The sequence below is a fragment of the Rahnella sp. RcJ3 genome (genome assembly GCF_009498575.1).
Taxonomy (GTDB): Bacteria; Pseudomonadota; Gammaproteobacteria; order Enterobacterales; family Enterobacteriaceae; genus Rahnella; species Rahnella aceris.
The window spans coordinates 64,432-78,314 of sequence record NZ_QSNX01000011.1 but is presented as its reverse complement, the minus strand read 5'-3'; the positions used below and the strand labels follow the sequence as shown (position 1 = coordinate 78,314).

Below are 13,883 nucleotides of genomic sequence, written 5' to 3'. Positions count from 1 at the left end.
GTTCCTCAGCTTTTTACCGGTGATGAATTCAGACTCTGGATGTAACTTCTCCAGCCGCCAAACGCGGTGATATCCGTGGCTCCGCCAGTCGCCCATGGCTCGCAGATAAAGCCTTTCACGATGCGGCCATCGGCCAGTTCGAGAGAACCGATCCCCAGCGGTGCCGGGATTTCAGCGACGAATTCCCCAAAGCGCGCCAGCGGGATATCCCACAATTCGACGATAATTGCGCTGCCGCTCTCAGCCCGCACCAGCCCCGGCTTCGGCGGTTTAGTGTTGGCGAGGGCGAAGAGTTTGTAGGTGGCGGCAGTGGTGGTTTGTTCGACGCGTACCGCGTGGCGGCTGGTGAGCTGGAAATTCAGCGGCATGCCGGTCAGATGAGCGCCGACCACGGCAACGCGCACGCTGGCGGCACTGGCCGGCGCGGCAGTCATGAATTCTTCAGGTTTCATCGTAAGCCCGGTCGCGCCAAGCGGCAGGCTCAGGCTGCGCTGCCACTGACGGCCAAAACTGGCCAGTGCGTCGTCATGCCAGGCCGGGGCAATCAGCGTGATCCCGGCGGGCAGGCCGTCGGCGCGCAGGCTGCAAGGCAGCGCCAGCGCCGACAAATCCGCCAGATTAGTGAAGTTGGTATAAATACCGAACTGCGAGTTATAGAGCACAGGTTCCCGAACCAGCTCTTCCTGGGTGCGGATGGTCGGCGACGTCGGCACCACCAGTGCGTCAAACCCTTCCAGTGCCAGATTAATTTTGCGTGCCAGCTCCGCCCGTAAGTATTCAGCGCGCCAGGCATCGCAGGCGGTGTAGTTCAGGCCATTGGCGACAATCCCGCGTACGACCGGATCCATAGCTTCCGGGCTTTCTTCAAAAATTTCGCCGACCGCCACGGTGCGTTCCGCCACCCACGCGCCGTAATACAACTGCTCAGCCAGTTCGCGGAACGGCGTGAAATCAATCGTTTCCAGCGTGACACCATGGTGGCGCAGGCGATCCAGCGCCTCACTGAAAGCGGCCTGTGCCAGATCGTCCCCAAAAAATTCCAGACGGTCAGGCATGGCGATGCGCGGTTGTGCGGAAAAAGCCACCGGCGCGGTATGCGGGTTTTTACGCGAATAGGCATCGGCGGCGTCATATCCGCCTGCGGCATGGGCCACGGTTTGGGCATCGGCGACGGTCAGGGCGAAAATCGAGACGGCATCGTTGAGGCGACAGGCCGGAACCACACCGGTATTCGACAGCCAGCCTTTGGTCGGTTTCAGCCCGACAACATTGTTAAAGCCCGCCGGAACGCGACCGGAACCGGCGGTGTCGGTGCCCAGCGAAAACGCCACCAGACCGCGGGCCAGAACGGAAGCCGAACCCGAGCTTGAGCCGCCACTGACGTAATCAGGATTGAACGTATTGCGCACCGCGCCGTACGGCGAGCGGGTGCCGACCAGTCCGGTGGCGAACTGATCGAGATTAGTTTTACCGATCACCACCGCGCCTTTGGCTTTCAGATTGGCGATGACGGTGGCATCCGCTTCTGCGGTATAAGCAAACGCAGGGCAGGCCGCCGTGGTCGGCCAGCCAGCGATATCCATATTGTCTTTGACGGCGAACGGCACGCCAAACAGCGGCAGGGCGCTCAGGGAGCCTTCAGCCTGATCGCGCAGGGTTTCAAGACGGGTGATTTGTGCTTCAAGCTGTTCTGCCGTGGCGAGATAAATCCAGGCATTGTCTGTGTCACTCAGGCTCCCCAACACCAGGGAAAGCGTAGTGCGCAGGCTGTCGGGCGCACTGCGGTAATGCTGCTGCCATTCCCGCAGGGTAAAACCGCGAAAAGGTGATGCGACTGTTTCTGAAGCTGAAGCCATATTGTGAATCCCATCTGGTATACAAGATTGAATTCATCTAAGCAAAGCCTGTGCCAAATCATTATCTATTGATTTTGCTGGGTTTATGTTTCGTTGTATGACCGGTCTGTATATTTGTTGCACCACGGACGGAATGCAACTGAACAAAAATGGGGCGAAAATTTGCGCGATGGCTCGCATCAAAAAGATAAATCTGGCTCAGTAGAGGTATCGGTATATAGTTGTATGAACCGATGATTTATTATTATTTGCAGAAAGGCTGGCAGGGATATGTCTAAAGAAACTATCGACCATTCAACATTAATTTGTCTGGCAGAAGCTGGCGCGGTCAGCCAGCTCAGCGTGGTCGCACAACAGGGAGGGTGGATAATAATGATCAGATACGGCGAACATCAGCGGACCCTTATCGCACAACGTAGCGGTAAAGTGCGGGTTTTCAAGCGCTTCGACACGCTGGCGGCTTATTTAAAAGACATGGGCATAAACCAGTTCGAAGTGGATATTACCGACTATGATCCTGTAGGGAGCGGTAAAGGAACTCGCCCCGACCGGTCGGCAGCGCTAAAAAGGGCGCATGAAGCTGCCGCGATGGATGAAGCCACCTATGATCTGTGGTTCAGGAAACGGGTTCAGGAATCACTGGATGATCCGCGCCCCGTCATTCCTCACGAACAAGTGAAGGCTGAGTTTGCAGCCCGGAAAGCCGCGTTACTTAAGGAACAGGAAAAGTAACGAATGACCAAAATGCTGGTATGGAAACCACACGCGCAGGATGATCGCGAGCATATATTCAGTTATGTCGCGGGTGAGAATCCTCATGCTGCTATTGAGCTGGATGATGATTTTGATGCCGCAGCAGAGCGCATTTTACTAAGTCCCGACATGTATGCAGCAGGACGCGTTACCGGAACCAGAGAATGTATTATCCGTAAGCATTTCAGGATGGTATATCGCGTGACTGACACCGAAATTCAAATCATCAGGCTGGTGCATAGCGCTCAGCATTGGCCAGAGGAAACCCCTATTTAATGCAACTTCGTCATCTCTCTGAACGCCTGAAAAAGCTGTTACTGGCGCTGGTTCTGGTGATTATCACGCTTTTGGCTGTGCGTACTTATGACGCCTTACAAGGGCCGCCGCTTAAACCGTGGCACAAACTGGTGCCGGACGAACTGAGTACGGAGCAACTGGATAAAAGCGACTGGCCGGCGTATCTGCGCGCGGAGCAGCAGGCGTTTGTTGAAGTGAAGCAGCAGGTGACGGACAAACTCGACAGAGAAGATCGTATTCCGCTTAACCGCTATTACGATCGCAGCCCGATTTATCCCGAGCATTTTGCACAGGACTGGAACCGCTCTTATGAGCTGATGCCCGACGGTAAGCCAGCCGGTGCAGTGGTGCTGTTACACGGTCTGACCGATTCCCCTTACAGCCTGCGGCATATTGCGCAGGATTATCGTCGCCGCGGATTTGTGGTTGTCGGTATCCGCCTGCCCGGTCACGGCACCGTGCCCGGCGGCCTGACGCGGGTGGACTGGGAACAGTGGCTGGCGGCAACGCGGCTGGCGGTACGTGAAGCGCGTCGCGCAGCCGGGACAGATGTACCGCTGCAACTGGTGGGTTTCTCCAACGGCGGGGCGCTGGCGATGAAATACACGCTGGATTCCCTTGATGACCCTGCGCTGGCGAAACCTTCGCGTGTGGTGCTGATTTCCCCGATGATTGGCGTGACCAGTTTTGCGCGCTTTGCCGGATATGCGGGCTGGCCGGCAATTTTCCCGGCCTTTGCCAAAACCGCCTGGCTGAACCTGATGCCGGAATTTAATCCGTTTAAATACAATTCTTTTCCGGTGAAAGCCGCCCGTCAGTCCTATCTGCTCACCCATGTTTTGCAGCAGCAGATCAGCAAGGATGCGCAATCCGGCAAGCTGGCGCAGTTGCCACCGTTGCTGGCGTTTCAGTCGGTTGTTGACTCCACCGTCAGTTCCCGCGCCGTGGTGACGGCGTTGTTTAATCAGCTTCCCGCCAATGGCAGCCAGCTGGTTTTGTTTGATATCAACCGCAGTGCCTATGTCGGCCCGTTGCTGCGTCCTTCCTCTGAAACAGCAGCAGAGCGCCTGTTGCCTGCGCCCCCGCGCGCTTATCAGACGACGGTTATCACCAATGCCTCGCCGGACGATGCCGCCGCTGTCGCGAAAACCACTGCGGCGGGGCAAAACAGCACGTCAGTTACGCCACTCGGCCTGAATTATCCGTCGGAATTCTATTCGCTGTCGCATGTTTCGCTGCCTTTTCCGACGGACGATTCGCTGTACGGGCGCAATCCGCAAGGTCCGGCGCAGTTTGGCATCCGGCTGGGAACACTGGCTGCCCGTGGAGAAAATGGCGCGCTGGTGGTGAGCATGGATCAACTGATGCGGGTTTCATCCAATCCGTTTTATCCGTATATGTTGCAGCGAATTGAAGGTTTCTGATTTCTGCTGATTAAATTCACGGAAATAGCTTGCGATAATATCGCGCACTATATATATTGGCGGCATGAACATGAAAACAGACAGCGACCCAACACAACACCGCATGCTGCATCTGGATCAACAGATGTGTTTCGCGCTTTACTCTGCGAATCTGGCACTGCATAAAGTTTACCGTAAGTTACTCGGGGAACTCGGGCTCACTTATCCGCAATATCTGGTGATGCTGGTGCTGTGGCAACGTGATGAAGTCACGGTGTCTGAAATCGGCGAAAAACTGTTTCTGGATTCGGCGACCTTAACGCCGCTGTTAAAGCGTCTTGAAGCGGCAGGTTTACTGGTGCGTCAGCGCGCCAAAGCAGATGAACGCCAGGTGATTATTTCCCTGACTGATGCGGGTAAGGCACTACGTGAAAAAGCACAGGACATTCCCGAAGCCATTGTGTGTGCGACGGAATGTGATATCGGCGAACTCGTGGCGCTGAAACAGCAGCTCGAAGTATTACGGGCTAAACTTCAGGATAAAGCGTAGCGCTGATTGTCTTAAGAGTGTTAACCAGACGAGTCCGAAGGTGCTTCTGCGGGTCGTCAGGTAAAGTTAATTAAGTAGTGTGCGATTAAATCGTTTGAAACTAATAAGTATTTATCACAGATAAGGAACGAAATATGTCTATTGAAAAAGTTGTGTATCGTGCTCATGCATCCGCTACCGGTGGCCGTGATGGCCGTGCGACTTCCGATGACGGCGTTCTTGACGTCAAACTGGGCGTACCAAAAGAGATGGGCGGTATGGGTGGCGGTACCAACCCTGAGCAACTGTTTGCCGCCGGTTATTCCGCGTGTTTCCTCGGCGCACTGAAAGCCGTGGCCGCGCAGGAAAAAATTAAGATCCCTGCTGACGCTAAAATCGAAGGTGCGGTAGGCATTGGTGCTATCCCGGGCGGCTATGGCATCGAAGTACAGCTGGATATTACCCTGCCGGGCTTTGAACGCAGCGAAGCCGAAGCGCTGGTGGCAAAAGCGCATCAGGTTTGCCCGTACTCCAACGCGACCCGTGGCAATATCGACGTCACGCTGAACGTTAAATAATGTTCTGATACACAACGCCTTCACCAGGGGAATGTTGTGATGTATAAAAGCAAAAAATCTCAGGAGGCTTCGGCCTCCTTTTTGCATTGCCAGCGCGTATCCACAGACCAACAGAAAATATTCGGAAAGAAAATACGACGTCGCTGCGCATGCGGAATAATCCAGAAAGCTGCATAAAACCGCATTCTCAGCATAATCTGTGAACCAGTCCGCCATAAACATGTCACAATGATTCCAAATCTTTCAAAATACGTTAGGAAAGTCACTTTTCATGAATAGAGTGAAGACTCTATCGCAGCAAAATATCTCTTTATTGTTAGCGATTTACATTGGCATTTTTCTGAATGTCTCTGTGTTCCAGCGCCGCTTTGCTGCATTGGTCAATCATTTCACGTCGGCTGAACTGGTTCAGGCCGTCACCGAAGTCTGTGCCATCGTCTTATTTACCTTCTTTGTTCTGCGCTTGCTCTCGCTGGGCGGGCGGCTGTTCTTCCGCATTATCGCCAGTTTGCTGGTGCTGATTTCCGTTGCCGCCAGTTATTACATGGTGATGTTCAACGTGGTGATCGGCTACGGCATCGTGGTGTCGGTGATGACCACCGATATCGATCTGAGCAAAGAGATCGTTGGTTATCACCTGTTTATCTGGATGGCGCTGGTCAGCGCGGTACCGCTGTTCCTCATCTGGAAAAATAATCTGCGTCTGACATTGATCGAACAAATGAAAACGCCGGGGCAGCGTGTGCTGCCTTTAGCGGTGCTGCTGGCGGCGGCATTGCTGGTGTGGTTGCCGCTGCGTTCCCTGGATCACGCGCAGAGTGTGAATGAGAAGAAAACTAACGTCGATTTGCCAAGCTACGGCGGTGTTGTCGCGCACTCCTATCTGCCGTCTAACTGGCTGGCTGCACTGGGTTTGTATGCCTATACGCAGGTGGATGAAAGTCAGGATGCCGGTAATTACTTTGATCCGGCGAAGAACTTCACTTACGTTGCACCTGCTGACATCGACGATACCTACGTGGTGTTTATCATCGGTGAAACCACCCGCTGGGATCATATGGGGATTTTGGGCTACGAGCGGGATACCACACCGCGCCTGTCCAAAGAGAAGAACCTGGTGGCGTTTCGCGGGACATCCTGCGATACGGCCACCAAGTTGTCACTGCGTTGTATGTTCGTGCGTGAAGGCGGCACGGCGGATAATCCGCAGCGTACGCTGAAAGAACAGAATATTTTTGCGGTGATGAAATCACTGGGCTTCACTTCTGAGCTGTTCGCGATGCAAAGCGAGCTGTGGTTCTACAATAATGCTGACACCAATAATTTCTCCTTCCGTGAAATTATCGCCTCGGAAAAACGCAACGATGGCAAGCCGGTCGATGACATGTTGCTGGTCAATGAGTTAGAGCAATCACTGAAAACACATCCGAAAGGCAAGCATCTGGTGATCCTGCATACCAAAGGCTCGCACTATCTGTATTCCCAGCGTTATCCGCGCAGTTATGCCCGCTATACCCCGGAATGTAAGAGCAACACCTGCACCAAAGCGGAACTGATTAATGCCTTCGATAACAGCGTGTTGTACACCGATACCTTTATTGACAGCGTAATTGATCAACTGCGTGATAAGAAAGCGCTGGTGTTTTACGCTTCCGATCACGGCGAATCTATCGATGAGAACTCGCATCTGCACGGTACGCCGCGCGAGATGGCACCACCGGAGCAGTTCCGCGTGCCGATGATGGTGTGGGCTTCTGACAGTTTCCTTGAACAGCCGGACCACAAGCTGGCGTTTGAGCAGTTGCAGGCGCAGCAGCGGGTCGGTGCGAAGAAACGTCACGTTGAGTTATTCGATTCGATTTTAGGCTGTCTGGGTTATACGTCGCCGGACGGTGGTATTAATCCGGCGAATAACTGGTGTGCAAAACCGCAGACAGAACAGAAGCTGTAGGTTATTTTGGCGACGTATCGGATAATTTATGGGCAGTCAGTTCGGATGTTATAAAAAGCCGTTGACGCTCTGAGGGGGTCGCAGTAAGATGCGCCCCATTCGGCGAGTAGCGCAGCTTGGTAGCGCAACTGGTTTGGGACCAGTGGGTCGGAGGTTCGAATCCTCTCTCGCCGACCACATTTGAAAAACCTGCTTTTAAAGCAGGTTTTTTTTCGTCTGTAGTTTGCCCGACTACGGCTGTTCTTCCTGAGCCATTATTTTCCCTGACGCCTCGCAAAGTGCCTGCCAGTTGTCTGGCGGTTCACCGCTTTTCAACATCTTGCGAAACATCCGGTATGCGTCTGTTTTGCTTTCGTAGGCGCGTAATTCTTTATCATCATTCACCCAGGCGTAAATAATGATCCGGCTTTTCAGGTTGTAGCGGAAAAACAAACGGTACTGCTGGAAGAATTTTGCCCTGAACCAGTGTGAGAATTCCCCGCCTGACGTATCGCCCTGACGGAATTCAACACGCGCCGGATCCTGCGGGATAACGTCAAACATCAGCTTATTGATCGCAGCCAGCCGTTTGGTGGCGTTCTTACTTTTATAGCCCGCCGGATCTTTGCGGCGCAGTAAAACAACCTGATCAGTGAGTGCCTGTATTTGTTGCAGGATCAGAGGATGAGCGAGAAGGGTCCATCCGTTAATCTCCATGGCCTGATTGTGCATAATCCTTTACTCGTCATCGTCAGAAAGCGGGCTCTCAAGATCGATAGCCATCCCGGCGGTCAGTACATTGATTTTTTCATGCAGGGATAATGTTACCGGCTGCATATTTTCCGGGTTATTGAGCATATCTTTTGCCACAAAACCGAGAAAAGCACTGATAACAGGGTCTTCCGCTTCTTCGAGTTGCCTCGAAATAACCACCTGCCCGTCTGGCAAAATCTTGTACTGGATCCGATCATTTTCGGTGAGATTTAATGCCTTACGGATAGTGGCCGGAATGGTGGTCTGGAAGCGGCGGGTGACTTTGGATTCGGCTTCGAATTTTATTCCCCATAGTGCCGAGGCTGACATAATGAGACTCCATAATGATGCTTATTTGAGCAATTTTGTCAGCGTAATGCATTTGCATTGCCAATGCAAATGCATTGCTTTTTACTTCATCATCTTCACATCGCCTTTGCGGTGATTTTTATGATCCTGATAGAAATTCTCATGCGAATCCAGGCTGAGCAGATATAGTTCAATTTTTTCTTCACGCCAGCAATAACCCAGCAAAGCCTGCTGCTTTTCCAGCGGAAATTTATGCACCCTCAGGTAACTGAGATCGCCTTTCTTGAGTTCCCTGAGCCGCGAGAATAGGCGTTGCCTCACACGTAAGAAAGGGGCATTTTCGCCGGATTTTCATCCCTGCGAGGCATCACGTAAAAATGTCCGGCACGCCGTTTTTCCTGCAATCAACCCTGCGCACCGTCCCGCAAAGATTCACCCAACAACGGGGCTAAAAAACCTAAATCCTCCTGCTCCTCAAGCCGGTTGAGCTGACGAAAAAGGTCGCTGGCGTTGCTCATCGTGGTGCAACAATCAGTGAATTTTCGCAGTCTGTCGGCGTCACTGAACGGCTCGCTGTTGCTGCCTTTCGCCAGTTTGCGGGCTGCCTGTAACGTGCGGCCATCGCGCAGGGTAAGCGTTACTTCATGTGTCAGGCGATCGCCCGGCGGTGTTTCTGCTTCCTGTTCCGGCGTATAGCAGCGCAGGGATATGCGCGCCAGACGTGCCGGTTCAGTGAGTTCTGCGACCCGCGCTGGCGTGAAATCAGCGACACTCAGCGAGCCGTTGCGCAGCCAGGTATCGACGCAGTATTGCATCGAAAAGCGCGCCTGCATTTCATTGACCGGCAGCGGATACGCCAGATTGCGCAGATTGGCGATGCCAACCAGCGTATCAACGGTCAGCACGTCATCATCACTGAAATCATGCTGCGCACGCAGGTCGTCCAGGGCGTCGATAATCATGTGCGTCGAGCCGCAGCACGGGTGACGTTTGGGCATCACGCCGGTGGTTTCTATGACGTGAAAATGGGTGCCCAAAATAGCCGGAATATTCCAGCCCGGCGGCGTCAGGCCGCCAAACATTTCCAGAAAACCCTGCGGCGCGTCCAGAATATCAATGCGTCCCTGCATGTGTTGCCGGGCAAAATTCGCCGCGTCAACTGCATTACGGGCAGCCCATCCTGCGTGCAGCGGTTTGATCGGCGTGCCGAACTGACCTTTGGTGCCGGAGGCAAAACTGACGGCATTGCTTAACGCTCTGGCGATACCTGCCTGATCTAATCCCATCAGCCAGGCGACACCTGCCGCACTGCCGATGCAGCCGACGGTCGAGGTGCCGTGCCAGCCGGCGGTGTAATGTGATGGTGCGACGCCGGAACCGACAAACGCCTGCGCCTGCAAACCGATCAGATAGGCTTTCACCAGTTGTTCGCCACTGGCATGGATATCATCAGCGACCGCCAGCAGCGCCGGAACCAGCACCGCAGACGCATGGCTCATGCCCGGCGCGAAGTTGTCGTCATAATCGATGGCGTGCGCGGCCGTGCCGTTGACCATCGCGGCGATGGCCGCAGGTGCGCGTCCGCCACCGGCTAAACGGCAACGGGCTTGCGGGGTAAAATAGCTTTCGCTGGCGGCACGCACGGCACGACTGGAGAAATCATCCTGTCCGGCGTACAGGCAGGCCAGCGTATCGGTGATCGCTTCCCGGGCTTTGCGGCGCGCGGTGGTGCTGAAATCAGGCTGGCTGCAACACCAGCGGGCAATGGTTTCAATCACATTCATGATGTTTCCTTCAACGGCTTCAGTGGCGGCTGGCAGCAAGAAATTGTTGGGTATACGGCTCGCGGGCCGCACCGCTGCGGATTTCGGCGGCGGTCAGTTCTTCCAGCAGTTTTCCCTGATGCATGATGGCGACGCGGTCGCACAGGTGCGCGACCACCGCCAGATCGTGCGTCACCATCAGATAGGTCAGGTTGCGTTCGCGGCGCAGTTTTTTCAGCAGATTGAGGATTTCCGCCTGCACTGACACATCCAGTGCGGATGTAGGTTCATCAAGCAGCAGCACCTGCGGTTCAATGATCAGCGCCCGTGCCAGTGCCACACGCTGGCGCTGACCGCCCGAAAGCTGATGCGGATAGCGGTAACGAAAGGCATCGCTCAGGCCAAGCGCATTCAGCACGTCGCTGATGCGTGCTTCACGCCGGTCCATGCCGTGGATCACCAGCGGTTCCAGCAGCGTGTGGTAGACCATTTTGCGCGGATGCAGCGAGGCATACGGATCCTGAAACACCATTTGTACCTGCCGGTAATAGTCTTTATTGCGCACCGGATGTTGTTCGCGGTTCTGATACAAAATCGCGCCGCTGTAACGGGTGTTCTGGCCGGTCAGCGTGCGCAGAATGGTCGATTTTCCGCAGCCTGACTCGCCAATCAGCCCGTAACTTTCGCCTCTGGCGATGTGCATTGTGACGCTATCGACCACGGTTTTGCTGTGAGTGCCTTTGCCGAAAGCGATGCTCAGATCGACGGTTTCGAGCATCCGGTCGGCGGTCAGCGGCGGCGTGGGATTCATGAAAGTGGTCATCAGCAGGCTTCTCCGTAGCGATATACCGGGCCGGTCAGCCACGCCGGGTCGCGTGCCGGAATAGCGAGCATGTCCACCGGATGCTGTAAATCCGGCTGACTGGCGAGCAGGGCGCGGGTGTAAGGATGTCTGGCGTTATGCAGCTGATCTGCCGAAATTTCTTCGAGAATACGTCCGGCGTACATCACCAGTGCGCGGTCGCAGAAACTCGACACCAGCCCGAGATCGTGGGTAATAAACAGCAGGCCGGTTTTGCGCCGTGCCAGCAACGCATCCAGTACGCTCAGCACCTGCTGACGCACCGTGACGTCCAGCGCCGACGTGGGTTCGTCGGCGATAATCAAATCGGGTTCAGGGATCAGCATCATGGCGATCATGATGCGCTGCCCCATGCCGCCGGAAATCTCGTGCGGATACAGGTCAAACACCCGTTCCGGGTCGCGGATATTCACCGCTTCCAGCATCGCCAGTGCTTTCACGCGGGCTTCTTTTTCACTGACATGAAAGTGAATGCGGTATGCCTCATTAATCTGATGACCGACGCGCATCAGCGGATTCAGCGAGAATTTCGGGTCCTGCATAATCATGGAAATCCGTTTGCCGCGGATTTTGCGCATCTGGCGCTCGCCGGTACTGAGCAGGTCGATATCGCCAAACTGCATGCGGTCGGCGCTGACGCTGGCACCCTGCGGCGTCAGTTTCAGCAGTGAACGGCCGGTGAGCGATTTACCGGAACCGGATTCGCCGACAATCGCCACTTTTTCACGGCCAACTGAGAAGGAGATACCGCGCACTGCGTGGTTTTCCTGCCGGTGGCCTTTGAACGTAATGTTCAGGTTTTGCACATCAAGCAATGTTTCAGTCATGGCGCAGATCCAGTACGTCGCGCAGGCCGTCACCGAACAGGTTGAACGCCAGGCTGGTGAAAAGAATCGACAGGCCGGGAATGGCGGCAATCGTCCAGTGAGTCATCATGAACTGGCGGCCGGAAGAGAGCATCGCGCCCCATTCCGGACTGGGTGCCTGTGCCCCGAGGCCGAGAAATCCGAGGCCGGAGGCGGTCAGGATAATCCCCGCCATATTCAGCGTCAGGCGCACCACCACCGAAGGCAGACACATCGGAATGATGTGGCGCAGGATGATGCGCATCTGCGACGCACCCTGCAAACGCACGGCGGCGACGTAATCCATTTTGCGGATAGACAAGGCTTCGGCGCGTGCCAGACGGGCAATCGGCGGCCAGGCGGAAAGTGAAATCGCGATAATCGCATTCTCGATACCCGGGCCGAGTGCGGCGACAAAACCCAGCGCCAGAATCAGGCTCGGGAACGCCAGAAAGATATCGACGATGCGCATCAGAATGGTGTCCGTCCAGCCGCCAACGGTGCCCGCAAGCGTGCCGACCAGTAATCCGAGCGGGCCGACAATCAGCGCCGTCAGGCCGGTGATGTAGAGCGTGATACGCGCGCCATAAATCAGGCGGCTGTAAATATCGCGCCCGAGTTCGTCGGTCCCCAGCCAGTATTCGCGGCTCACCGGCGCCAGACGCAGTTGCAGGTTTTGGGCATAAATATCGTGCGTTGCCAGCCACGGCGCAAAAATCGCCACTGTGACGATAAACAGGATGACGATCAGCCCGAACAGCGCCGACGTATTCCGGCGAAAGCGCCGCCACTGATTCAGGCTTTGCTGCACACGCGCCTGCCACGGTGTGGCCGGAACCGGCGCGTCGAGCCATGCCCGCAGGGAAAACGCCGGGCGCGCAGTGAGATGAGGTTTAGCGGAGTCGGTCATGATTGCTCCTGACGGGTTCGCGGATCAAAGATGCGGTAAAGCAGGTCGCAGATAAGGTTCAGCGCCACAAAAATCACGCCGATCAGTAACGAGCAACCCACCACGGCGTTCATGTCGCCCGCCAGCATGGCGTTGGTGAGATAGCGGCCAAAACCCGGCCAGGCGAATACCGTTTCGGTCAGCACCGCGCCTTCGAGTAAAAAGGCGTAAGACAGCGCGACGACCGTCACCACCTGCACCGCCACATTACGAAAGGCGTGGATCCACACACTGCGTGCCCATGACAACCCTTTCACCCGGGCGGTGATCACATATTCCTGTCCGAGTTGTTCAATCATAAAGCTGCGGGTCATGCGGCTGATGTACGACAGCCCGCTGAGGCCAAGAATCGATGCCGGTAAAATCAGGTGGCTGAAAACGTTGCGAAACGCCTCCCAGTTTCCGGTCAGCGCGGTGTCGATGAGATAAAATCCGGTGACTTTCTGCACGTCGAATTCATACATAAAGTCGATACGCCCCGGCCCGCCGATCCAGCCGAGTCCGGCGTAAAACAATACCAGCCCCATCAGACCCAGCCAGAAATTCGGCGCAGAATGGCCGAGCAGGCCGATAAAGCGGATGCAGTGATCAAACCAGGTATTGCGGTACATTGCCGATAACACGCCTGCCGGAATGCCCAGACAGGTGGCGATCAGTGCCGCCAGCGTCGCCAGTTCCAGCGTGGCCGGAAACACGCGGGCAATGTCGGTGGTGACCGGATTGCCGGTGGTCAGTGCGTTACCGAAATCCAGCATCGCGACGTTTTTCAGGTAGATCAGAAACTGTTCCCACAGCGGTTTGTCCAGCCCGAGCAGGTGATACATCTTCTGATAGGCTTCCTGACTGGCGTTATCGCCGAGCACTGATACCACCGGGTCAATCGGCAGCAAGCGCCCGATAAAAAAGGTCAGCGCCGCCAGCCCCAGTAACGTGCAGAACACGGAAACCAGCAATTTACTCAGCCGGGCGGCGCTTTCGCGCAGCCGCAGCCAGAGAGGTTCAGCATGCGCTATGCCTGCTGTGGTCGGATCGAGGTGCGACATCGGGCGCTCCTTG

The 13,883-nt window shown here is 55.3% G+C and carries 15 protein-coding genes and 1 tRNA gene; 7 read left to right on the top strand and 9 right to left on the bottom strand.

Annotated elements, in window-relative coordinates:
• Positions 1-5: 5 nt before the first annotated feature.
• Positions 6-1,856: an allophanate hydrolase gene (gene atzF / locus DXU84_RS15590; protein WP_112151981.1), complete on the bottom strand. Its 1,851-nt coding sequence runs from the start codon at positions 1,854-1,856 to the stop codon at positions 6-8.
• Positions 1,857-2,126: 270 nt separating this feature from the next.
• Here atzF and DXU84_RS15585 point away from each other — a divergent pair, with 270 nt between their 5' ends.
• The 7 genes from DXU84_RS15585 (at position 2,127) to DXU84_RS15555 (ending at position 7,544) form a co-directional block, all read left to right on the top strand.
• Positions 2,127-2,588, top strand: coding sequence for a hypothetical protein (locus DXU84_RS15585; protein ID WP_119261071.1), 462 nt, complete (start codon positions 2,127-2,129; stop codon positions 2,586-2,588).
• Between the two features lie 3 nt (positions 2,589-2,591).
• Positions 2,592-2,885, top strand: coding sequence for a type II toxin-antitoxin system mRNA interferase toxin, RelE/StbE family (locus tag DXU84_RS15580; protein ID WP_013573429.1), 294 nt, complete (start codon positions 2,592-2,594; stop codon positions 2,883-2,885).
• Entirely contained in the window at positions 2,885-4,330 is a 1,446-nt protein-coding gene (locus DXU84_RS15575; protein WP_153376181.1) for a carboxylesterase, read from the top strand. Before DXU84_RS15580 ends, DXU84_RS15575 begins: the two co-directional genes overlap by 1 nt.
• Before the next feature lie 70 nt (positions 4,331-4,400).
• Positions 4,401-4,859, top strand: coding sequence for a MarR family winged helix-turn-helix transcriptional regulator (locus DXU84_RS15570; RefSeq protein ID WP_013573431.1), 459 nt, complete (start codon positions 4,401-4,403; stop codon positions 4,857-4,859).
• Positions 4,860-4,993: 134 nt separating this feature from the next.
• Positions 4,994-5,416, top strand: coding sequence for an organic hydroperoxide resistance protein (locus DXU84_RS15565; RefSeq protein WP_013573432.1), 423 nt, complete (start codon positions 4,994-4,996; stop codon positions 5,414-5,416).
• A gap of 271 nt (positions 5,417-5,687) precedes the next feature.
• Positions 5,688-7,367, top strand: coding sequence for a kdo(2)-lipid A phosphoethanolamine 7''-transferase (eptB, locus tag DXU84_RS15560; protein WP_013573433.1), 1,680 nt, complete (start codon positions 5,688-5,690; stop codon positions 7,365-7,367).
• Between the two features lie 100 nt (positions 7,368-7,467).
• Positions 7,468-7,544, top strand: a tRNA-Pro gene (locus DXU84_RS15555).
• A 54-nt stretch (positions 7,545-7,598) separates the two neighbouring features.
• Here the strand turns inward: DXU84_RS15555 and DXU84_RS15550 are convergent.
• From DXU84_RS15550 to DXU84_RS15515, 8 genes are all read right to left on the bottom strand, one after another.
• Positions 7,599-8,078 (bottom strand): type II toxin-antitoxin system YhaV family toxin, encoded by a 480-nt coding sequence (locus tag DXU84_RS15550; RefSeq protein ID WP_153376178.1) that lies wholly within the window; start codon positions 8,076-8,078, stop codon positions 7,599-7,601.
• 6 nt (positions 8,079-8,084) lie between these two features.
• On the bottom strand, positions 8,085-8,429 hold the full coding sequence (locus tag DXU84_RS15545) for a type II toxin-antitoxin system PrlF family antitoxin (RefSeq protein ID WP_013573435.1): 345 nt from the start codon (positions 8,427-8,429) through the stop codon (positions 8,085-8,087).
• A gap of 81 nt (positions 8,430-8,510) precedes the next feature.
• Positions 8,511-8,729, bottom strand: coding sequence for a type II toxin-antitoxin system RelE/ParE family toxin (locus DXU84_RS15540; RefSeq protein WP_112197517.1), 219 nt, complete (start codon positions 8,727-8,729; stop codon positions 8,511-8,513).
• An 83-nt stretch (positions 8,730-8,812) separates the two neighbouring features.
• Complete coding sequence (locus DXU84_RS15535; RefSeq protein ID WP_131638497.1) at positions 8,813-10,192, bottom strand: MmgE/PrpD family protein; 1,380 nt, start codon at positions 10,190-10,192, stop codon at positions 8,813-8,815.
• Between the two features lie 19 nt (positions 10,193-10,211).
• The gene (locus DXU84_RS15530) at positions 10,212-10,994 is read right to left on the bottom strand and encodes an ABC transporter ATP-binding protein (RefSeq protein WP_014411455.1); all 783 of its coding nucleotides are present in this window, start codon (positions 10,992-10,994) and stop codon (positions 10,212-10,214) included.
• A complete protein-coding gene (locus DXU84_RS15525; protein ID WP_014411456.1) occupies positions 10,994-11,860 on the bottom strand; it encodes an ABC transporter ATP-binding protein in 867 nt (288 codons plus the stop codon). The genes DXU84_RS15530 and DXU84_RS15525 overlap by 1 nt, the downstream gene beginning before the upstream one ends.
• Positions 11,853-12,788 carry an ABC transporter permease gene (locus DXU84_RS15520; protein WP_112197519.1) on the bottom strand — a complete coding sequence of 312 codons (936 nt, stop codon included), beginning with the start codon at positions 12,786-12,788 and terminating at the stop codon, positions 11,853-11,855. Before DXU84_RS15520 ends, DXU84_RS15525 begins: the two co-directional genes overlap by 8 nt.
• Positions 12,785-13,870, bottom strand: coding sequence for an ABC transporter permease (locus DXU84_RS15515; protein ID WP_037033815.1), 1,086 nt, complete (start codon positions 13,868-13,870; stop codon positions 12,785-12,787). The genes DXU84_RS15520 and DXU84_RS15515 overlap by 4 nt, the downstream gene beginning before the upstream one ends.
• Positions 13,871-13,883: the final 13 nt, after the last annotated feature.